General features: G+C 57.7%; 18 protein-coding genes. 10 read left to right on the forward strand and 8 right to left on the reverse strand.

Going from position 1 to position 19,557, the window contains the following annotated elements; translation table 11 throughout:
* Nucleotides 1-7: 7 nt before the first annotated feature.
* Nucleotides 8-1,741: an ABC transporter permease gene (locus TSA66_RS00570; protein ID WP_040038553.1), complete on the reverse strand. Its 1,734-nt coding sequence runs from the start codon at nucleotides 1,739-1,741 to the stop codon at nucleotides 8-10.
* Nucleotides 1,742-1,758: 17 nt separating this feature from the next.
* Nucleotides 1,759-3,087 carry a carbohydrate porin gene (locus TSA66_RS00575; RefSeq protein WP_052451965.1) on the reverse strand — a complete coding sequence of 443 codons (1,329 nt, stop codon included), beginning with the start codon at nucleotides 3,085-3,087 and terminating at the stop codon, nucleotides 1,759-1,761.
* Between the two features lie 880 nt (nucleotides 3,088-3,967).
* On the opposite strand from TSA66_RS00575, the gene TSA66_RS00580 reads away from it, so the two are divergent.
* The 3 genes from TSA66_RS00580 (at nucleotide 3,968) to TSA66_RS00585 (ending at nucleotide 5,811) form a co-directional block, all read left to right on the forward strand.
* Nucleotides 3,968-4,579: a DUF4337 domain-containing protein gene (locus TSA66_RS00580; RefSeq protein WP_040038554.1), complete on the forward strand. Its 612-nt coding sequence runs from the start codon at nucleotides 3,968-3,970 to the stop codon at nucleotides 4,577-4,579.
* A 286-nt stretch (nucleotides 4,580-4,865) separates the two neighbouring features.
* The gene (locus TSA66_RS25225) at nucleotides 4,866-5,063 is read left to right on the forward strand and encodes a hypothetical protein (RefSeq protein ID WP_052451966.1); all 198 of its coding nucleotides are present in this window, start codon (nucleotides 4,866-4,868) and stop codon (nucleotides 5,061-5,063) included.
* Nucleotides 5,041-5,811, forward strand: a complete 771-nt coding sequence (locus TSA66_RS00585) for a hypothetical protein (protein ID WP_052451967.1) — start codon at nucleotides 5,041-5,043, stop codon at nucleotides 5,809-5,811. Before TSA66_RS25225 ends, TSA66_RS00585 begins: the two co-directional genes overlap by 23 nt.
* A 152-nt stretch (nucleotides 5,812-5,963) precedes the next feature.
* On the opposite strand, the gene TSA66_RS00590 is transcribed toward TSA66_RS00585, so the two are convergent.
* Complete coding sequence (locus tag TSA66_RS00590) at nucleotides 5,964-6,251, reverse strand: PsiF family protein (protein ID WP_040038555.1); 288 nt, start codon at nucleotides 6,249-6,251, stop codon at nucleotides 5,964-5,966.
* A 48-nt stretch (nucleotides 6,252-6,299) separates the two neighbouring features.
* The gene (locus tag TSA66_RS00595) at nucleotides 6,300-6,563 is read right to left on the reverse strand and encodes a hypothetical protein (RefSeq protein ID WP_408639465.1); all 264 of its coding nucleotides are present in this window, start codon (nucleotides 6,561-6,563) and stop codon (nucleotides 6,300-6,302) included.
* Between the two features lie 284 nt (nucleotides 6,564-6,847).
* On the opposite strand from TSA66_RS00595, the gene TSA66_RS00600 reads away from it, so the two are divergent.
* Genes TSA66_RS00600 through TSA66_RS00610 form a run of 3 tightly spaced genes read left to right on the forward strand, consistent with a single transcriptional unit; the run spans nucleotide 6,848 to nucleotide 8,457 of the window.
* Nucleotides 6,848-7,669, forward strand: a complete 822-nt coding sequence (locus TSA66_RS00600; RefSeq protein WP_040038557.1) for a DNA/RNA non-specific endonuclease — start codon at nucleotides 6,848-6,850, stop codon at nucleotides 7,667-7,669.
* Between the two features lie 2 nt (nucleotides 7,670-7,671).
* Nucleotides 7,672-7,923: a hypothetical protein gene (locus TSA66_RS00605; protein WP_052451977.1), complete on the forward strand. Its 252-nt coding sequence runs from the start codon at nucleotides 7,672-7,674 to the stop codon at nucleotides 7,921-7,923.
* A 15-nt stretch (nucleotides 7,924-7,938) separates the two neighbouring features.
* A complete protein-coding gene (locus TSA66_RS00610) occupies nucleotides 7,939-8,457 on the forward strand; it encodes a chlororespiratory reduction 6 domain-containing protein (protein WP_084199139.1) in 519 nt (172 codons plus the stop codon).
* Between the two features lie 602 nt (nucleotides 8,458-9,059).
* Here TSA66_RS00610 and TSA66_RS00620 read toward each other — a convergent pair.
* The 3 genes from TSA66_RS00620 to mgtA all read right to left on the reverse strand — a co-directional run bounded on the left by TSA66_RS00620 (nucleotide 9,060) and on the right by mgtA (nucleotide 12,843).
* Nucleotides 9,060-9,698, reverse strand: coding sequence for a hypothetical protein (locus TSA66_RS00620; RefSeq protein ID WP_157691536.1), 639 nt, complete (start codon nucleotides 9,696-9,698; stop codon nucleotides 9,060-9,062).
* Entirely contained in the window at nucleotides 9,658-10,149 is a 492-nt protein-coding gene (locus TSA66_RS00625; RefSeq protein ID WP_040038562.1) for a poly-beta-hydroxybutyrate polymerase N-terminal domain-containing protein, read from the reverse strand. The genes TSA66_RS00620 and TSA66_RS00625 overlap by 41 nt, the downstream gene beginning before the upstream one ends.
* A 111-nt stretch (nucleotides 10,150-10,260) precedes the next feature.
* A complete protein-coding gene (gene mgtA, locus TSA66_RS00630; RefSeq protein ID WP_052451968.1) occupies nucleotides 10,261-12,843 on the reverse strand; it encodes a magnesium-translocating P-type ATPase in 2,583 nt (860 codons plus the stop codon).
* A 165-nt stretch (nucleotides 12,844-13,008) separates the two neighbouring features.
* Between mgtA and TSA66_RS00635 the strand changes: the two genes are divergently transcribed.
* The 3 genes from TSA66_RS00635 (at nucleotide 13,009) to TSA66_RS00645 (ending at nucleotide 16,248) form a co-directional block, all read left to right on the forward strand.
* Entirely contained in the window at nucleotides 13,009-14,481 is a 1,473-nt protein-coding gene (locus TSA66_RS00635) for a phospholipase D-like domain-containing protein (protein WP_084199141.1), read from the forward strand.
* A gap of 146 nt (nucleotides 14,482-14,627) precedes the next feature.
* Nucleotides 14,628-15,437 carry an ATP-binding cassette domain-containing protein gene (locus tag TSA66_RS00640; RefSeq protein ID WP_040038597.1) on the forward strand — a complete coding sequence of 270 codons (810 nt, stop codon included), beginning with the start codon at nucleotides 14,628-14,630 and terminating at the stop codon, nucleotides 15,435-15,437.
* Entirely contained in the window at nucleotides 15,394-16,248 is an 855-nt protein-coding gene (locus tag TSA66_RS00645; protein WP_232429365.1) for an ABC transporter permease, read from the forward strand. Before TSA66_RS00640 ends, TSA66_RS00645 begins: the two co-directional genes overlap by 44 nt.
* Nucleotides 16,249-16,521: 273 nt before the next feature.
* Here TSA66_RS00645 and TSA66_RS00650 read toward each other — a convergent pair whose 3' ends face one another.
* Nucleotides 16,522-18,717 (reverse strand): heavy metal translocating P-type ATPase, encoded by a 2,196-nt coding sequence (locus tag TSA66_RS00650; protein WP_232429366.1) that lies wholly within the window; start codon nucleotides 18,715-18,717, stop codon nucleotides 16,522-16,524.
* Nucleotides 18,718-19,165: 448 nt separating this feature from the next.
* Between TSA66_RS00650 and TSA66_RS00655 the strand changes: the two genes are divergently transcribed.
* Complete coding sequence (locus TSA66_RS00655) at nucleotides 19,166-19,528, forward strand: hypothetical protein (RefSeq protein ID WP_040038563.1); 363 nt, start codon at nucleotides 19,166-19,168, stop codon at nucleotides 19,526-19,528.
* Nucleotides 19,529-19,557: the final 29 nt, after the last annotated feature.

Genomic DNA, 19,557 nt, shown 5'->3' on the forward strand with positions numbered 1-19,557 from the left:
GCCTGCCTCAATGGCTACGGTCTTCGGCAAGCAGGTACAGCTTGCGCCAGAAGAATCGGTTCAACAACATCACAAACACGCACATCACACCAATGCCCAGTGCGATCCGGTGGAAATCACCGGCGTCGGTCATTTGCTTGATATAGCTTCCCAGTCCGTCGGCAACGAGAGAAGTTTTGCCCCAGGTTACGTATTCGGCGACGATGCTGGCGTTCCAGGAACCGCCGCTGGCGGTGATGGCGCCGGTGATGAAACTCGGAAATACCGCAGGCAAGTACACCCGTTTCCACTTGAGCCAGCCTTTCAGTCCCAGGTTGTCGGCTGCCAATCGCAATTCATTGGGCAGCGTCGATGCACCGGCCACCACATTGAACAGGATGTACCATTGAGTGCCGAACACCATCAGCGGGCTGAGCCAGATGTTGGGGTTCAGCCGATAGGTCACCAGCACATAGACCACGAGCGGAAACATCAGGTTGACCGGAAATGCCGCCAGAAATTGGGCGACGGCCTGCACTTTTTGCGAGTATTGCGGGCGCAAGCCGATCCAGACCGCGATGGGAACCCATACAGCAGAAGCCAGCGCAATCAGCAACAGTACACGGACCAGCGTAATGAAACCGAGACCAATGACATGGGCGGCCTCGCCCCAGCCAACGTCGCTGTGTACAAAGACCACAAAGCGCCAGGCCGCGAATACAGCGACAGCCAGAATCAGCGCGTCCCAAGCCCTGGACCACAAGATATTTCGGGGTTGCGATTCGCGTTGCTTGATGGGGCTGTCCTGACGGCGGCTGAACCAGCCAAGCGTGCGGCCCAGCATGGTCCAGAAGCGATCGGTCACCGCGCGTAGCCACACGCTGCGCCGGCCCCAGTCGAGCAGCCAGGACTGTTGCGCAGTGTCGCCCTGTGACTCCTCGAAACGGAACTTGTCTGCCCATGCGAGCAAGGGCCGGAAGAACAATTGGTCGTACAGGAGGATTCCAGACAACATAGCCCCGATCGCCCAAGCAATGGCGGCGCCACTTTTGCCGTCGATAGCGACGGCAATGTAAGCACCGATACCCGGCAGCTTGATGTCCTGATTGGCAACCGAAATCGCCTCTGCCGCCACGAGGAAGAACCAACCGCCGGACATCGACATCATCATGTTCCACAGCAGTCCGGGCATTGCAAAAGGAAGCTCCAGTCGCCAGAAGCGCTGCCAGGCGGATAGCCGGAATACACATGCTGCTTCATTCAACTCCGGTGGAATCGTCTTGATTGATTGGTACAGACTGAACGCCATGTTCCACGCCTGTGAGGTAAAAATGGCAAAAATCGCCGCGCATTCGACCCCGAGGAGATTGCCGGGGAACAGCGCAATAAATGGTGCTATTGCAATCGCCTGAAAGCCGAGAATCGGGACCGACTGCAGAACGTCGAGCAATGGAATCAAAACCTTTTCGGCCGTACGGTATTTTGCTGCAAGAGCTGCAAACACAAACGTAAACAGCAGCGCGAATCCCAGCGCCGTAAACATGCGCAGCATGGTCCGCAGCAGGTAATAAGGCAGATACAGCGGGTCGAGGGAAATTGGCGTCGGCTGACCTACCGTAAAGGGCCGGCTCATCTGCATAGCACCGAAAGCCAGGGCGGCCAGCACAGCAAGCACCAGCGGCAACAGCGCCCAATCCCAACGGTTGGGCGTTGTCGTCAGGAAGGACCGGCCAGTTCGTCCGGGAGTGAAGAGCTCGAACATGAAGTCGTCTCGTTTTCTTAATATTGGGCATGCAGGCGGATCGAGCCGACATTCACGGGGCCGCGCTCGGCGTTATAGGCTGGATTCACGATGTGTTGCGCATCCAGCGACAAGGTGACGGCTTTGGCCAACTTGAAGCTGTAATAAGCCTCAGTTATTGATTCTGGCCGGTAATTCAACCTGCCATCACCAATAAACGCACCGACGCCACCCGCCGCCAGATAATCCCGGTGCGCCTGCGATAGCCCGTTGCGGACCCACGCAATTCCTAACGTGTCGTCGGCTCGATTCCAAGCACCTCCTCTGACAGCGGCACCGACCGAGAACGAACGCTCGATTTCCGTAAAAGCGTATGTCTCTGAAGCGCCGTCGTTCCAGCTCGCCCGTGCAAAGACGCCGATATCGGAAGTCAAGCCTTGCTCTGCGCTAAAGCCAAATCCAATCTTGCTCCGCTCCGTGCGGACACGCGCGACATCCGGCACGCCGCCATTATTCGGAGCCTCCGCTAAGGCATCTCGGAAGCCCCCCATAGTGGCACGATTGCGGAAGACCAGTACACGTGCCTTGCCCGGTTGGTCGCCCCAGACATGCCCATGCTCAACTTCAACCTGGTCACCATAATGGGTGAAAATCCGTTTATCCAGAGCCAGGCCGTTGGATTCAGCGGGCTGCATGAAGCGCCCGGCGCGAATCGCCCAATCATCGTCAAAATATTCGATGACCGCCCCCCAGGTATAGCCACGCGCATCGGCGGCAAAATCATAGGCACCGTGCGCGAGCAACGCCCAGTTCATAAATTGGGTCCTCGCATCATGTGCATAAGCGCTATTGTCAAAAATGTCGGTGACCGAGAGATTGCCAGCGGTAACGACGATGCGCCGCTTGTCTAGCAGGCCTGCCATCTGGTTGAAATCCGATTCGACGGCTTCCTTTTCTCCTCCCAGGTTCCAGGTTTGGCGCAGAAAGAGTCGTGCGCGGTACAACGTGGGGTTCGGGCCGCTGGTCTTCTGCTGCTCGCCATTGGTCATGCCGCCCAGGCCACGCAGGTTCGACAGCGGCACGCCCTGGACCGCCTCCGGGTCGAAATAGAGCTCGCCGCCGGTCCAGGGCCTAAACCCGAGGGCCGCCGTGGCGCTGAAGGAATAACCCTTTTCGCGCTCGGGGCGTAGGCTGAACTCGCCAGTATACGGAGCGGAAAACGGGGCTTTTGCCTCCCAGATGTACGTTGTCTGGAAGTGCGCGCTCCAGGCCGCTTCCTGGATATCGTCCCCATAGGACAGCAGTGGCAAACCCGCGAGGGCTGCCAACCAGAGAGCGCTTGCGGTATTGGCCTTCGGTTGAAACATGGGTACCTCCGTCAGAGTGAACGGGTGTGCCTTTCATTTGCGCTTGCCAATGCCATCGATCCCGCAAAAGCAGGATCACTGTCCTGCTGCAACTGCCCTTAGCAAGACAATACGGGGAACGCTATCACGACCACCGGAAATGAGAACGGCGCCCCTGACATTAATGAATTGCTTGTTGGAATTCAGACTATCCGGAACAGGCCGGAATCGGGATACCATCATCAGCCTACGGCGCAATGACGGCAGGAGGATGGAAACCTGCGTTATCTTGCCGAGGCGGAACCGGACAAAATCCGGCAACAACTATCACTCGAACAAGTGCCCATTAAAGGGACTCCATATAGATGAAAACAGGCGGATTCTAAAAGGGCAGACTTTATTGCGTCAAGAAAAATATCAATCAATCTATTGCATCGTCCGAATAACAAGCGACAAAGGAATTGTTCTTGATGCCGCAGTCCAAACGATGCGCTTTCAGATCGGGGGCGGGAGCACTCATTGAGCAGATACGATCTGGGTCGTTCACTGGAGGAGCCTATATTTCCAAGACATCCACCGATCGCACGCATGGCGTTATTTTCTGGAAAATGAATCACCGACTAAGGGGCGATCGACACATAGGCTCGTTCCAGTGCATGTACGCTGTGTATCGCCTGAAACGATCTCTCGGAGTTGATTACCGCATGTCCTCAAAAAAGGACTCCAGGCACTTTCACGCAGCTAGCCGACGGTGATTATCATCACCAACGTGGCAGCTTACGTCGCCGGACGGGCTGCAGCCGAACACTGGACTACACATGCCGGCGTAAAAATGTTGCCAGCGTGACGCCACATGTGTTCTTCAGTATGATTCCTGCGTCACATCGTATCGGGAAGAGAAATGGATGTCGATCCACTGGAAGCTGTTGCACAAGCGAATGAGCGCAGCGTCGCGCAAGCCGCCGAAGACCGAGCCACCTCGAAGCTAAACACGCTGGTAGCGATCACGGTCGCTATTCTTGCGACTTTCATGGGGGTGTGTAAGGTAAAGGATGACAATATCGTGCAATCCATGCAGCAGGCCCAGGCAAACAAGATCGATCATTGGGCGTTCTATCAGGCGCGCAATATACGCGAGGAAATTGCGAAAGCAACCTTGGTGCAATTGCAGCTTGGTGCCGCCAGTGCGCCGGACAGGTCGCGATACGACGAGTCAATCGCTTATTACCAGAAGCTGGTCGATGAACAGAGTCGCAAGAAGGAAGAATTGAAGAAGTTGGCTGATCAGGATCAGAAGGCATACGACGACGCAAACTTCCGTGATGATCAGTTCGACCTGTCCGATGCGTTGTTAGCGATTTCCATATCGCTATTGGCCGTAACATCGCTCACACGTAAGCGTTGGTTGTTTGTCGTTGCGATGGTGCCGACAGGCTTCGGAATATTGATGGGCTTGGCCGGCTTATTAGGCTGGACAATTCATCCGGCGGCCCTGATTCGGCTATTGTCTTAGCGATTGTTTGTTAAAAGGGGCGTCAGCCTTGCTCGACGTCACGACAAGCGGTATGGCTGCCATAGCGGCACGTTGTCCTGATCCGCCGGCACCTGGTCCGCTCAAAGAGCAGGCAGTGCACTTCGTGTCGTATTGCATTCCCGCTTCGGGCCGACTGACTGTCAGCCCCGGTCATTTTGGAGACCAAACATGCGCGGGGCTATGCGTAATCGTGGCATGCCTGGCCATCGCAGCGGGGTTGCGAGACAGCGTCAATTACGGAAATTGGTTGCTTCCGGTAGCGAGGATGATTTGCGCGAATCGCTGTCGCCGATCGGTTGTCGACCCGACGGCTGGCAGGAGCGGCAACTGCACCGCTTCGTGTTCAATTGCGCTGGCGCTGCAGCAGGAACGCCGTGCTCTGGGCGACAGCAAGTTCGGCTACGCCGGCCTGTACAAGCGGCTGACGCAATGGCGCCAAAGTGCGCACGGCCTGGCTATCTGAAGCGCCGGTGCACCCGCTGCAGCAGGCGCTCGCTGACCTGGAACACGCGTATACCAATTTCTTTGCGCAGCGCGCTGCATTTACCCGCTTCAAGAAGAAGGGCCGCCACGACAGCTTGCGCTATTCCGACCTGCAGCAGATCCACCTCGATCAGCGCACCGGCCGCCTGTTCCTGCCCAAGCTCGGCTGGCTGCGAGTGCGCTTCAGCCGGGGTGTGCTGGGCACGGTGAAGAACTTCACCGTGTGCCACTCTGCCGGATATCGCACCAGACCGAGGGCGAGGTCAACCACTCCGTTCCCAGGATCGGTGCGGCCGGTATCGACGTGGGCATTGCCCGCTTCGCCACGCTGTTGGCAGGCATGTCCTACGCGCCGGCCAACAGCGTCCGGCACCGTGCAGCAGGCGATGAGCCACAAACAGAAATTCAGCCGCAACTGGAAGAAGGCAAAGGTGCGCGTGCAGCGCCTGCATGCCCACATCGCCGACGTGCGCCGCACCTGCCCGTGCTGCGACCACCGGTCGGCCCACAATTGGACCACGCAGGCGCGGTTTGTATGTACCGCCTGCGGGCATGCAAACAACGCGATATGGTCGGCACAAAAAAAGACGAAAAAAAACCCGCTGACCTTGCGGCAGCGGGTTCAATCCAAGTCAGGGAGGGTTGGAGGAGACAGAGAAAATAATACTTATATGCAAGCGAAATGTCCGATTCAGTTAACGAATAACAGATATTTTCATTGCGAATAAGAGGGTGGTAAGAAAAAATCTTGTGACGCCTGTGGCGTGCGGACTCGTGGCTCTCGTCTTCCCCTGGCTTGAATTTTTGTGCTAGCCGTAAAGTTTACTTCCTTCAGACAAGGAAGGGAAAGACCCCCAGCTTTATCGCGGGTGCCAGCTCCTTATGCCTTCTTCAGGCATGCGCTCATGAATTTCTTGCGCTCGTCGCCTTTCTTATCTTTGGCTTCGGCGTTGCACGTCTTCATCTTGTCTTGTTGCGCCTTCTGCGCGTCGCTGACCTTTGGCTTGGCGCTTAGGCATTCCTTCATGAAGGCTTGGCGCTCGCCCCCCTTTTTGTCGCCGGCTTCCTTGTTGCAGGTGGTCATCTTGTTTTGCTGTGCGGTCGCGGCATGGGCAGCGTTCAACAGGAACGGCGACGCCAGTATCAATGCGGCAAACAGTTTTTTCACGGTATCTTCCTTGAAAAGATTGAAAATTCTGGTTCAGGAGCAGGACGATTACTTGCCGATCTGCTTGCTGACCGCATTTTCTTGCTGGTTCAGCACGCGTTGTTCGGCGCGGGTGATATGACCGTGGTTCTGCGCTGCCATATCGCGCTCTTCCTGGCGAATCTGGCGATCTTCCTTGCGCAGTGCCTGTGCTTGCTGTTTCGTGATCTCGCCTTCCTTGCGTTCTTGTGTAATCCGGCGATTCTGTCGCTCTAAGCGGTCATTCACTTGGTCACGGCGCGGATGATTTTTTTCCCACTTGGTTTCAGCCATCGCACTGCCAGCGCTGGCGGCAAATGCGGCGATCAGCACGGAGGCGAGAGCGGCTTTTTGCTTGGAGGTCAACATGATGGTCCCTTTCAGTCGGTATATTGGTTGCATGGTGCTGCCCCTCCTTAACGAGGCCCAGCATTGTCTGGACGACAGGAAGTATGTGGATTTTGTAACAAACTGTGTCTGACAGCAATCATTCGATAAGTAGCCCCGGCTCGCAGTCCCGGCTCGCATAGAATGACACGATTGCGTGTCATCCAGCTTCTGCTGAAACCGTGACCTCGATGAAATTCCGATTAGTGCTTGGCATCGCTGTGCTCCTGCTGGCGACCTCCGGCTGCACGACAAAGCCGACCTCCTGTGCAGACCATTTCCTGGACGGGCAGGCCCCTGTCATTACCAGCCCCAATCTGGCAAAGAAAACCACGATGCTGTGCTTCGAGGGGTACGCTGTCACATACAGTGGTGTGTCACGTACGCCGTTATGGTCGGCCGAACATCTGACCGAGAAGCGGGTGGATGAAGCGGGGCGGCTGAAGCGCAAGAATGCATTTCACATGGAAGAGCAATTGCCGCCGGCGGATCGCTCGGAGCTGGCGGATTATGTGCGTTCCGGTTTTGACCGCGGCCACATGGCGCCGAACGGCGATATGCCGACCGAGAATGCGCAGTACGAAAGCTTTTCGCTGGTAAACATCATCCCGCAGAATCCGAAGAACAATCAAATCCTGTGGGAAGGCATTGAAGAGGCCACCCGCGAGCTGGCACGCGAAGACAAGGAACTGTACGTGGTGACAGGGCCGATCTTCGAGGGCAATGACCTGGCGCGCATCAATGGCCGGGTGCTGGTGCCGACTTCCGTCTACAAGGCGATCTATGATCCGGCGCAAAAACAGGCAGGTGCTTATGTGACGCCGAATGCGGAAGGCATGGAATATCAGACGATGTCGATTGCAGACCTGGAGCAACGTATCCACATCACGGTCTTCCCGAAACTGGCGCCGGAAGTCAAGGCGATGAAAATGCCCATGCCGGTGCCCACGCCGCATGGCCGGCGCAGCGCAAAGAGCAAACCCGTCGAAGTCGATCCCCCTGAAAGGCAATGATCATGGCATCCATCAAACCGTTTCAGAACGAGGAAGAGGCACTCGCCATCGGCGACCTCAATATCGAAAACCGCTTGGACCGGGTATCGGTCTACGGCTCGGTCGAATTCACGAAGGACAAGGCCGGCTTGGCGCAGGCGAGGGCATTGAAGGAGGTCGTCGATGCCGTCGTGGCCGCGCTGGAAAAGGAAAAATCCTTGCCCGAGCATGTGCAGGTGAAGCCGACCGAGAAGGTCAAGAACCCGTTCGGCTGAGAAAAGAGTGACGGCATGAGTATGCGCAATCTGTACGGTGGCTTGGTCGGCACCAAGGTCGTCGTGATTACCATTCAACGGGAGGATATCGAACGTCGTGATCTCGAACAGGCACTGGCATCCCTGAACCGACTGATCGACTCGCGGGAAGCACTGGAGGCCAGCAATGGCACGATTTCGCTCATGGTGAGCGGCTACGACAACGATCCGCGAGAACTCCACCTGATTCCCGAGGTACGCGCCTTTTTTCAGGAGCTCGACGAGCAATTCCCGTTCTGGTTTCATGTCTGCACGCGCATCGAGCATTCACTGCGCATGATCTTTGCCATGCTGGCCGACTTGGAACCTGTTGCGCTTGATGACCCGCCCGGCGCAATCGGGTATCAATTTTCGAACGACGATCTGAACGATTTCGTCGGGCAGCGCATGATTGCGATGCGCGCTTTGCATGCAACGCACAAATTCGACGTGGATGAAAGTGAGCGGATTGCGGATTTGGTCATCAGCTATTTTTCCAATGTCGCTGGCGCGTGAGTAGCCAGCAGAACTTCAGCGCTTCATTGGGAAAATTTTCCTACAACGTGGGAAGTGACGCCTCCCAAAAGGGGGCCACGTCAGCGGTAATGGTTATGTCTGCATTCCAAACTGCATATGCCAACGTGAGCACCTATGCTGGCTGTTCAGTATATTCCACTGCAGAAGGGGGAACACCAACTTCAATTGATTTTGCGACACTCGACGACGGCGCACTTATACAGAACCTACCCAGTCAAGTTCAGTTCCCGCTACCGACTTTGCGAGGAGTCACGTTTTACGACGCTTCTGTTACCACAGCATGTTCTTGCTGAATTACCCAGCGCCTGTAATTCAGGTCGACCTGCCAAACGGCACAGCGTCGGTGGGCACCGATGTCGGTCCGCTTTATGCAGTCCCAAGCCAGTTCAAGATGACCTTGTCAACAGGTGAGGCGATTACCGCGAAGACGATGTCCGGCGTCGAAATCACCGGTTTGGATGCGCGACGCACGCTCGGATGTAAATAGGCCTTGGTAACCTCTCTAGGCATGAACCCAGCGTGCTGCCATCCCCCTGCGAAAACACGGTTCATGCAACCACGTCGAGCAGGAGCGGTGCCAATCAGGCACTCGCATCCAGAAGGCTGCCGATGGACACGCTGTGTTGGACGTTCAGGGCCACGGTTTTCAGGAAGGACTGCAATGATGCCTCGCTCGGGTTGCCGCCACTCGAGGTAATCAGCTGATTGAACGATTGCTTCAGATTCCCGAGCCCGGGCGCTGCTTCCGTGCCAGGCAGCTCGTCGCTATTGCTGTTGCTGTCGAGTTGGGAAATTAGCTTCTGGATCGCCGTCTGCAGCTTGATTGTCGGGCTTGACTGGTTTAACGCGACCGACGCGCCAGCCTGCGCCGACGTATATGCGGACAGGGCAGGCAAGGAATTTGCCGATGAGCTACTCAATGAGGCGGGCATCGGTAGCGCCGCAAGCAGGCTTCCCATGAAGTCGGAGCTGGCTTGCTGGGAATCCTGGGGCAGGAGACTGGTTAAGTCTGCGCCCGCATTCACCTGGGCCAGCGCCTGTTGAATGGCGGCGGAAAGCGAACTATTGTTGACCGCATCCGTTGCCGACGCCATGGTCTGGTTTGCGCTCGTCGTGCTTCCCATATCAGAAAGGATGGACGTTGTCTTTTGAGACGATTGGGACGATGTGGTCAAGTTGCTATTTAACCAAGTAGCTATCCCGATAGATGATGTTGACATGCTCCTCTCCCTTTGCATGAGCGAAACCTAATCGTACCAGATAGATATCGGCGGGATATTGGATAACTGGTTCAATGGAAAAATCCGATGAGCGCCGCACCGTCGCCATTCCATCGTTTGCCCATCCTGGATGAACGCACGCCCATCGATCCGGCAATTCCTCTGCGCGAGGCAACTGTGCGAATGTCGCCAGTTCGTACAGCCACTGCAGCACATATCGGGCAAAGCGCATGTTCTTGAACACTGTCTTGCGCACGAGTTGCTGATGCTTGCCAGGTGCGGCAGCAAGATGCGTGGCCCAGTCTCCAAAGTCGGATGCCAGCGCAAGGGGAAAGACGCCGAGCGTGAGGCGCGCCAGGTTCGCATTGGGTGGGCTGGTCCAGGTTTTCCAGAAATTCGGATGCGAGACGGGAGCGGTCTCCGATGCGCTACCGCGCGATGAGGCGTTCATGAGGTCGTTGCTGCGGATCCGACGATTTCGTGGTAATGATTTCTCACAAAATCAGTTACTGCGTCAGATAGTGTGTCTCGACAGGCGCCGGGTGGATGACTTCGCAGCAGATCAGGCAATGCGATCGGGATCGCCAGGCTGCACGATCGGCTTTGCCGTCGAATACCAGCGATAGAAGCCCTGTTTGGCTACTTCGACAACAAAGAGATAGAGCAGCACCATGCCCCCGAGGAGGAAATAGAACCGGGCGGGCGGGGGCTCCAATCCGAAATACCTTCCCATCGGTGTGAACGGCAACACCACCGCAATGCCCACGACCGTCAGCGAGGTTGCCGCCAGCCACGGATGGGCTCGGCTTTTCAGCGGATTGCCGCGGGTACGGATGATAAAGATCACCAGCACCTGTGTGCACAGCGATTCAACGAACCAGCCGGTATGAAACAATTTCTCGCCGGCCTGAAGCACCGTCAGCAGGATGTAGAAGGTCAGGAAATCGAATAGCGAACTGATCGGCCCGATCACGAGCATGAAGTTGCGGATGAAGTGCAAGTCGAGCACGCGCGGGTGGCTGGTTTCCCCCGCATCGACCTTGTCCAGCGGAATCGGTACCTCCGATATGTCGTAGAGAATGTTGTTGAGCAGGATCTGTGTCGGCAACATCGGCAAGAATGGCAAAAACAGCGATGCGCCGGCCATGCTGAACATGTTTCCGAAGTTGGAACTGGTTCCCATCATGATGTATTTCATGATGTTGCCAAAGGTACGTCTCCCTTCCAGAACGCCAGCGTGAAGCACATGCAAGTCCTGCTTGAGGAGAATCATGTCTGCCGCTTCCTTGGCTACGTCAACGGCCGAATCGACCGACAGGCCGACGTCGGCGGCGTGCAGCGACGGTGCGTCGTTGATGCCGTCGCCCAGATAACCCACCACATGGCCGCGTGCCTTGAGCGCCAGGATCACCCGATTTTTTTCCGCCGGATTGATTCGGCAGAACAGGTTGGCCGTCTCTACCCGCGCGCGCAGGGCGTGATCATCCATCCGCGCGATCTCCTTGCCAGTCAGAATCCCCACGACCGGAATCTGCAATTGGGTACAGACATGGCGTGTGACCAGGTCGCTATCGCCCGTGACGATCTTGATCGCGACGCCGGCGTGCTTGAGCGCCTGAAGCGCGGAGGCAGCGCTCTCCTTGGGTGGGTCGAGGAAGGCAGCAAACCCGGCCAGCACCAGCGCTGCTTCGTCGCTCACGACAGCATGCGGATGGTCCAGCGGCACTTGGCGCCAGGCGATGCCCAGCACGCGTAGACCTTGTTCTTCCAGCGCATGGTACTGATCATGAATGTTGACCAGCGCCGTTTCATCGATGGGCTGCTGGCGCGCCGCACCTTCCATTTCGTAATGGGTACAGAGCCCCACGATTTCATCGGGTGCGCCCTTCACCACCAGCCAACGCGTTTCGCCATTGTCGATCAGTACGGAGACGCGGCGCCGTTCGAAATCAAACGGCACCTCGTCGATCTTTCTCCAGTGGCCGATTTCAATATGCTGGTGCCTGAGGATGGCGTCATCGAGCGGGCTTTTCAGGCCGGTTTCAAAATAACTGTTGAAATAGGCCAGTTCCAGCACCCGCCCGCTGGGCCGGCCATTCGCGTCTACATGCCGCTCCATCTGGATGCTCGCCTCGGTCAAGGTGCCGGTCTTGTCCGTGCACAGGATATCCATCGAGCCCAAGTCCTGGATAGCAGTCATGCGTTTGACGATCATATGCTGCTTTGCTATGCGCAGCGCGCCGCGCGCCAACGTGACCGAGACGATCATGGGCAACAATTCCGGCGTCAGGCCGACGGCAAGGGCCACCGCGAACAGGAAGGACTCCAGCCAAGGCTTGTGAAACAAGGTGTTCACCAGCAGAACGAACATCACCATCAAGATCGTCAGTCGCATGATCAGCATGCCGAAACGGCGGGTACCGAGCTCGAACGATGTTGGCGGCGACTGGCGGGAGATGCTGTCGGCGATTGCTCCAATTGCGGTGGTGGTCCCAGTCTTGACCACTAGTATGCGGGCGCTGCCGCTGATGACCGATGTCCCCATGAACACCGCGTTGGTCGCTTCCTCCAGCTCCGTGGCCGTTTCCGGAAGCGCGCCCGGACGTTTTTCCACTGGGTAGGACTCTCCGGTCAGCAGCGCCTGCTTGACGAAGAAGTCATGCGCGTCAAGCACGAACCCGTCGGCCGGAATCAAATCTCCGGCCGATAGCAGCGCGACGTCACCAGGTACGATCTGGGTCACGGCAATGTCCGATGGCTTGCCATCGCGTATGACCGTGGCCCGTACGGAAACCGTTTGACGCAATTTCTCTGCCGCCGCGTTGGCACGGTACTCCTGGACGAAATCCAGCGTAACGCTGAGCAAAACGATGCTACTGATAATGAGGAAGTTGGTGACCTCCCCGGTTGCTGCCGAAACTGCACTGGCGGCGAGGAGAATAAGGACGAGAGGATTCTTGAACCGGGTGAGATACTGCAGCAGGAGCGGTTTGTCTTTCCGTTCGCGGAACAGATTGGGGCCGTATTGGGTGAGCCGGGCTGCGGCCTGCGCCTCCGACAGGCCGCTCGCCTCGACCGCACGCTGCGTCGTTTCTACTGACGACGGCGCAAGCCACCACGGTACCGGCGTCTGGTCTATCGGCATCTCACGGCTCCCGGTGGGTTCGGCTCGCAAAGGCCGGGTAAGGAGCATGCAGCACCATGTCACTCACTGTGCCGCAGAACCCGGTTCAATGCTGTTCTGCATGGTGTGCAAATTGCAATTGCCGGCTTAGAATGGTCATTCTATGGGCCGCGACATGCGGTCGCAATGACAGGGCGGGATGAGACGAGAAGAAAATGCAATTGGCTGATCCATGTCAACCGGCGAGCCGTTCGCGTGGCAAGTAATATTGGCCCGGATATTCGCTGGATCGTCTCGCTGTCGGCACTGGCGCATGGCGCTTTCGTGTTCAGTGGATTGCTGCTTTACGTGCTGGTGACCCGGATCGGCCGTCAGCGCCGGCATCCCTCTGCGGCATTTGCCTGGGTTCTGACCATTGCCGTCATTCCCTATATCGGCATTCCACTATTTTTGCTGTTTGGCGCGCGTAAATTGGTGCGCCCGCATCGCCCCGATCATCCTTCGTTTCCTCTCGATGCCGATCAAGCGGGGCCGGTATGGGCGACCAGACTGCTCGCAGTATTGGCTGCGCCGCCGCAGACGCATAATCAGATGGTCCGCTTTCATGAAGATGGTCTTGCATCACAGCGCGCGGTATTGACGTTGATTGAGCAGGCACGGCAACGCATTGACCTGTGCACCTTTATTCTTGGCGACGACGCGCTCGGCAACGCTTTGGTCGCGGCGATGGTGAAAAGTGCTCAGGGTGGTGTGCGCATCCGCGTATTGCTTGACAGGATTGGCGGGCTGCGGTGCGCGCGGTCGCAGCTACGCGCGATGCGCGACGTCGGTATTGATGTTCGCTGGTTCATGCCGTTGCTGCACACGCCTCTACATGCACACATTAACCTGCGCAATCACCGCAAGCTAGTGGTCTGCGACGGGGAGTCCCTGTGGAGCGGCGGGCGCAACTTTGCTTCCGAATATTTCACAGGCAGTCAAGGGCATTCCGCGTGGCTGGATTTGAGTTTTGTCGTCACGGGGCCGCTTGCCTCGCAAGCGGCGTTGCTGTTCGAGTGCGACTGGCGTGCGGCCGCAGGCAATGCACATTCCATATCATTTGGCAGACCGCCTGCTGCGACAGGAAGCCTCGCGCAACTTGTGCCGAGCGGGCCAGATTATGCGGACGACACTGTGTATGCATTATTGCTGACGGCGGCGTATCAGGCTCAACAGAAAATTGTAGCCGTTACCCCTTACTTTGTGCCGGACGAGGCGCTCCTTGGCGCGTGGTGCATGGCGTGTCGCCGCGGTGTGCGCGTCATACTGCTGATACCCGTGCGATCGAATCACCGGCTGGCGGATTGGGCTCGGGAGCGGGCATTGCGCGATCTGTGCCTCGCAGGCGCCGAAGTGTATTTGTTTCCCGCCATGTTGCACGCAAAGGCGGTCATCATCGACGACGATCTTGCGCTATGCGGGTCAGCCAATCTGGATGGGCGCAGCCTGTTTCTGAACTTTGAATTGATGACGGCATTTTATGGCCGAACGGAAATTCAGTGGCTTACCGCTTGGGCGATGCGGTACGTGCAACAATCTGATCGTTATGAAGCACAGGAGCCATCCTGGTGGCGCGACCTGATAGAAGGCATTGTGCGCGTGGTCGGCTTTCAACTCTGAGCGCCGGATGAGGAGATTCGATACGGCGTGTCGAGGTGATATGGATCAAGAGCCATCTAAGTGCTTCGACTAGAGTGGCCATCAGTGCGCCTTGTGTTGGGAATACAACGAGGATGCCATGTCCTTTCAAGATCGGGGCCTCGGAAATGCCGTTCATCTTGACCACGCAATCGTTGACGCGCCGCTTTGGCGACATCGTGGCCGTTGATGGTGCGACATTCTCGATTGCCGCGGGCGAGACGTTCGGCCTTCTCGGACGTAACGCCGCAGGCAAGAGCACGCTGATCAAGATGCTGACGACGCTGCTGCCTCCGACGTCGGGCAGTGCAACGGTATCAGGATTCGACATTGTGCGCGAGGCTGCACAGGTTCGCCGTGTCATCGGCTACGTTCCGCAAGCGCTGTCCGCCGATGGCGAACTTACCGGCTATGAGAATCTGGATGTGTTCGCGCGGCTCTACGACATCCCGCGCAGTGCCCGCAAAGCGCGTATCGGCGAAGGGCTCGCCTTCATGGACTTGAGCGACGCTGCCGATCGGCTGGTGAGCACGTATTCCGGCGGCATGATACGTCGTTTGGAAATCGCGCAATCGATGCTGCACCGGCCGCGACTTTTGTTTCTGGACGAACCGACGGTCGGCCTTGATCCGGTGGCGCGTGACGCTGTATGGCAGCATATCCAGAGGTTGCGCGCCGAATATGGCATGACGATTTTTCTGACCACGCATTATATGGACGAAGCCGCGCGCCTCTGTACGCGGGTCGCTATCATGCAGCATGGCGCGATCGTTGTTGCTGGATCGATCGACGAATTGCGCGCGTCCCTGCATCAACCGGAGGGTAAGAAAATTACGCTTGATGACGTATTCGCGCACTACACCGAAGATCATCTCGAAGCCCAGGGAGACTATCGTGACACCGCCGACACCCGGCGCACCGCCCAGCGGCTCGGCTAAGCCGCGGGCACGCGATGCGCGGTCGGGCTGGCTTTCGGCGCTCGTGCGCTATGGCGCGAAAGTGTACGCGATCGCCGAAATGGAAACGCGCAAGCTGCGCCACGACCCGACTGAATTACTGACACGCGCGATACAGCCGATGCTGTGGTTGCTCGTGTTCGGCCAAGTTTTTGCGCGCAGTCACGCCATTCCAACCGGTAATCTCAATTACGTTGATTTTTTGGCACCCGGCGTGCTCGCGCAGAGTGTGTTGTTCGTTGCGATCTTCTATGGCATCTCGATCATCTGGGAGCGCGATCTGGGCATCGTGCACAAGTTTCTCGTCAGCCCTGTGCCGCGCACCGCGCTCGTGCTTGGCAAGGCGATTTCCGCCGGCGTACGGGCTCTCTCGCAAGCAGTGATCGTCTACCTGCTCGCGCTGGCACTCGGCGTCAAGATGCAATGGCAGCTTGCGCCGATGCTCGGCGTGATCGCGCTGGTGCTGCTGGGCGCCGCATTGTTCTCCACGTTTTCCTTGATCATTGCTTGCATCGTCAAGACCCGTGAACGCTTCATGGGCATTGGCCAAGTATTGACGATGCCGCTCTTTTTTGCGAGCAACGCCATTTATCCAACGGCGATCATGCCGGACTGGCTGCGATGGGTCGCCCACGGAAATCCGCTGACCTATGAAGTCGACGGTTTGCGCGCGTTGATGCTGGCTGGCGGCACCAGTCCGCTCGGACTCCCGGCCGATTTTACCGTTCTCACAGTGGCGCTCATGGTCCTCGTGATGATGGCAGGCTGGATCTATTCACGCATCGCAACGTAAAGCCTGCCTGACCTGCGATTCCGTTCGGTCCGGCTGCGCGCCAACCTATCGATTTTGGATGGTAAGGCCAAGCACTGTCAGTCCGACTGTTTCGTGAAGCCGACGAACAAAATCGCGACCGGGGTCGTAAATCCGCTGTTCGGATCCTTCCGGGCCGAAAATGACTGCAGTCAGCACAAGTATCGCGGTAATCCAGGGCAAGGCCGGTGCCGTTAGATTAGCGCCTGCAGTTGGGCGGCGGGTCATGGTTTTTCCATTCAAATGCCGGTTTGCTCACGAGGACAAGCCGTGATAAATCTCTTCTTCCTGCGCGAAATGCAGTCGCAGAATGGCATCGAGCGCATACAAGGTTCGGCGCATTTCCTGCATGGACGCTTTGTCGCGCTTCTCGCTAGGCATCTTCGTGGCGAGCCGATCGACGGTGCGACTCAGGCGGTAAATTTCCCGGTGCGTGCTGCTCATGGATGCCATCGGATCCTGGCCGCCGATCAAACGCGCGACGCGCGGATAAAGCGTGGCATCGTCCGTCGATTCGTGCGGCAAGATCTGGTCTTGAAGTGACGTGCTCAAGGAAGCCAGTTCTTCCCTGATCGTCGAAGCCGGTAACTCATCAGCCCGATCTGCCAGCCATCTCAGGCGGTCAATAACGGGCAACAGGCGAGCATGCTCTTCTTGCAGTTTGCTGACATCGTCCGCCGAAAGACGTTCTGCCGCTTTTTCTTTCTCCAGGCGAAGAACACGAAGTGCATTCAGGATGACAGTGACGTCGATCACCTCTTGAAAGATGGCTCCGGCCACGGGCGGTAAATAGCCGAAGGCGGCGACCAGCATCGCGAACATCGAAAGCCCCATGCCTGCCGCGACGCATTGCAAGGCGATGGTCCGGGTCTGCTGCGCAATACGAACTGCAAATGCCAGTCGATCCAGGCGATCGACCAACAACACGACTTGTGCAGACTCGGCCGCCGCAGCCGCACCTCGTGCACCCATGGCGACGCCGATGTCGGCGGCGGCCAGTGCCGGCGCATCGTTGATTCCGTCACCGACCATCATCGTCACGCTGTTCCTGCGTGCATCTGCAATTGCGGCAAGTTTCGAAGCAGGCGTCTGCTCCGCCATGACGGTATCTACACCCAAGGAATTGCCAATGGTGGCGGCCACGTCACGCCGATCTCCGGTGAGCATGATGATGCGTTCTACGCCGGATGCCCGCATCAGCCGCATGGCACGCGGTGTGTCCAAGCGGATTTCGTCTGCCATGTGAAGCACACCGCAGAACCGCCCATCAATGGCGACATAGACGCCTGCGGTGCCTTCGTATCCAACGCGCTCGCCCAGGCCCATCGACCACGATGGCATCGCCGCGCTGCCCAAAACGTATTCGATTCCGCCGACACGGACCTCTATGCCGTCTACTCGACCGGACAGTCCGGCACCGGGCTGCTCGGACGCATGCTCAGGAATGGATAGCGCCAGTCCGCGTCCGATCGCGGCGCAGACCACAGCTTGCGCGATGGCATGGTTGGACATTTGTTCCAGCGATGCCGCCAACCTGAGCACCTCTTCATGCGGCACCGTCGGTGCGGTGGCCATGGCAGTCAGGCGAGCCCTGCCAACGGTGAGCGTACCGGTCTTGTCGAGGAACAAGGTCTTGACCTGTGCCATTTTTTCGAGTGCGCCGCCGTGTTTGATTAACACCCCACGTTGTGCGCAGCGGGACATGGCACAGACAATCGCAACCGGCACCGCCAAAATCAAAGGGCAGGGCGTGGCGACCACGACGACGGCCAAAGCGCGATTCGGATCACCGGACAACAGCCAGGACAAGCCTGCGACCCCTAAAGCCAGCGGGACAAATAGCAGCGCATAGCGATCAGCCAGTCGCGCTGCAGGCGCTTTTGAATGTTGCGCGGCGTGGACAAGACGAATGATGTTGGAAAATGTGCTGTCTTGGGAAGTGTTGGTGGCCAGCAAATCGAATGCATCCCCGGCATTGATGCTGCCGCTGGCTATTGCATTTCCCGCAGAATATGACACCGGCAAAGATTCGCCGGTCAGGCTCGATCGATCCACGACGGCCGCAGCAAGAAGCGTCCCGTCAACCGGCACCGTTTCCCCGGATCGCACAAGGATGCGATCGCCGGGGCGAACAGCTGTCATCGGCACCTGAGCGATGACGCTGCCGTCATATCGATTGGCAAATTGAGGTGCTTTTGCCAATAATGCGGACATTTCTTCCTGCGCGCGTCTTTCCGCAAGTCCTTCCAGCGCACGGCCCCCGGCAAACATCAATGTGATCACGGATGCTGTTAGATATTCCTGCAACGTGATCGCGCCGGCGATTGACACCAAGGCGATGAGGTCAAGCCCAAATTTCCTTTGCCATATCGCGACCACGGTATCGATCAGCACCGACAGGAGAACGAGGCTGGCACCGCCGCACCACATCCAATCGGCAATGTCTTCCATCCCCTGTAGATGCAAGACGCTACCGGCAGCCAAGGTAATGGCGCATACGGTCACTTGCAGCAGATTAAGTCGATTTCCAGACATCATGGAGGCGTCCCATGGCGCTGCTGATGAAACCGGTTTCGGAAAGGCGGAATGATGGTCGTGATGCCTGATAAGCATGCTAGGAGCGGGTACGTTCCATATGCATGATCCAAGTCAAATGGTTTTGGATACGTTTGTTCCAAGACGCCGCGGCGGGTGTGGCGCAGTCACGGCGTAGCGGCATCAGATCGGAAACATACTCTTTCCAGCGGCATGCATGGTCCAATGTGCCGTTACGCCCAAGTTGTCCTGACGGAGATGTTTATGCGCACGACCAATGAATAGCTTGGCCATCGGGCCGGCATTGTCGTACGATGTTGGCGCAGTTGGTGCAACGGCCCATCGCGTCGCGTAGGCTGAAGCCTTGGCCGATGTCCTACTGACGCAGTGGCGCGCAAGCAGGCTGACGCTGATAAGCAATACCGTGCTGCGGGCATTCGCGCAGGTTGCATATGTGCTTCAGGCGCTGGCAAATGAAGCGACGCTGCTCGAGGCGCAACGCAAGGCCTTGGATGCGGCGCAATCGACACGGGACCTCACGCAGCAAAGTTACCAGGCAGAGCAGACCTGCTTCCCGCAAGTCATCGAGGCGCAGCGCCTCGATCAGCAGGCCAGGCTCGGCGATGCGCGCGCCAAGGCTCAGCGCTACCTAGACACGCTGCAACTGTTCGCCGTCGTCCTGGGCGACGCGCAAGCCGAGGCAGCTCCGCCAGGCACTGCGCCGTGATGCGTTGCCGTCGCACGCGCCAATATCAC

Source organism: Noviherbaspirillum autotrophicum (assembly GCF_000818395.1).
GTDB classification, from domain to species: domain Bacteria; phylum Pseudomonadota; class Gammaproteobacteria; order Burkholderiales; family Burkholderiaceae_D; genus Noviherbaspirillum; species Noviherbaspirillum autotrophicum.

What these genes read in the sequence shown, in the direction of transcription:
- TSA66_RS00570 (WP_040038553.1), bottom strand. Translation starts at nt 1,741, where the DNA reads ATGTTCGAGCTCTTCACTCCCGGACGAACTGGCCGGTCCTTCCTGACG.
- TSA66_RS00575 (WP_052451965.1), bottom strand. Translation starts at nt 3,087, where the DNA reads ATGTTTCAACCGAAGGCCAATACCGCAAGCGCTCTCTGGTTGGCAGCC.
- TSA66_RS00580 (WP_040038554.1), top strand. Translation starts at nt 3,968, where the DNA reads ATGGATGTCGATCCACTGGAAGCTGTTGCACAAGCGAATGAGCGCAGC.
- TSA66_RS25225 (WP_052451966.1), top strand. Translation starts at nt 4,866, where the DNA reads ATGATTTGCGCGAATCGCTGTCGCCGATCGGTTGTCGACCCGACGGCT.
- TSA66_RS00595 (WP_408639465.1), bottom strand. Translation starts at nt 6,563, where the DNA reads ATGGCTGAAACCAAGTGGGAAAAAAATCATCCGCGCCGTGACCAAGTG.
- TSA66_RS00600 (WP_040038557.1), top strand. Translation starts at nt 6,848, where the DNA reads ATGAAATTCCGATTAGTGCTTGGCATCGCTGTGCTCCTGCTGGCGACC.
- TSA66_RS00605 (WP_052451977.1), top strand. Translation starts at nt 7,672, where the DNA reads ATGGCATCCATCAAACCGTTTCAGAACGAGGAAGAGGCACTCGCCATC.
- TSA66_RS00610 (WP_084199139.1), top strand. Translation starts at nt 7,939, where the DNA reads ATGAGTATGCGCAATCTGTACGGTGGCTTGGTCGGCACCAAGGTCGTC.
- TSA66_RS00620 (WP_157691536.1), bottom strand. Translation starts at nt 9,698, where the DNA reads ATGTCAACATCATCTATCGGGATAGCTACTTGGTTAAATAGCAACTTG.
- TSA66_RS00625 (WP_040038562.1), bottom strand. Translation starts at nt 10,149, where the DNA reads ATGAACGCCTCATCGCGCGGTAGCGCATCGGAGACCGCTCCCGTCTCG.
- mgtA (WP_052451968.1), bottom strand. Translation starts at nt 12,843, where the DNA reads ATGCCGATAGACCAGACGCCGGTACCGTGGTGGCTTGCGCCGTCGTCA.
- TSA66_RS00635 (WP_084199141.1), top strand. Translation starts at nt 13,009, where the DNA reads ATGACAGGGCGGGATGAGACGAGAAGAAAATGCAATTGGCTGATCCAT.
- TSA66_RS00640 (WP_040038597.1), top strand. Translation starts at nt 14,628, where the DNA reads ATGCCGTTCATCTTGACCACGCAATCGTTGACGCGCCGCTTTGGCGAC.
- TSA66_RS00650 (WP_232429366.1), bottom strand. Translation starts at nt 18,717, where the DNA reads ATGGAAGACATTGCCGATTGGATGTGGTGCGGCGGTGCCAGCCTCGTT.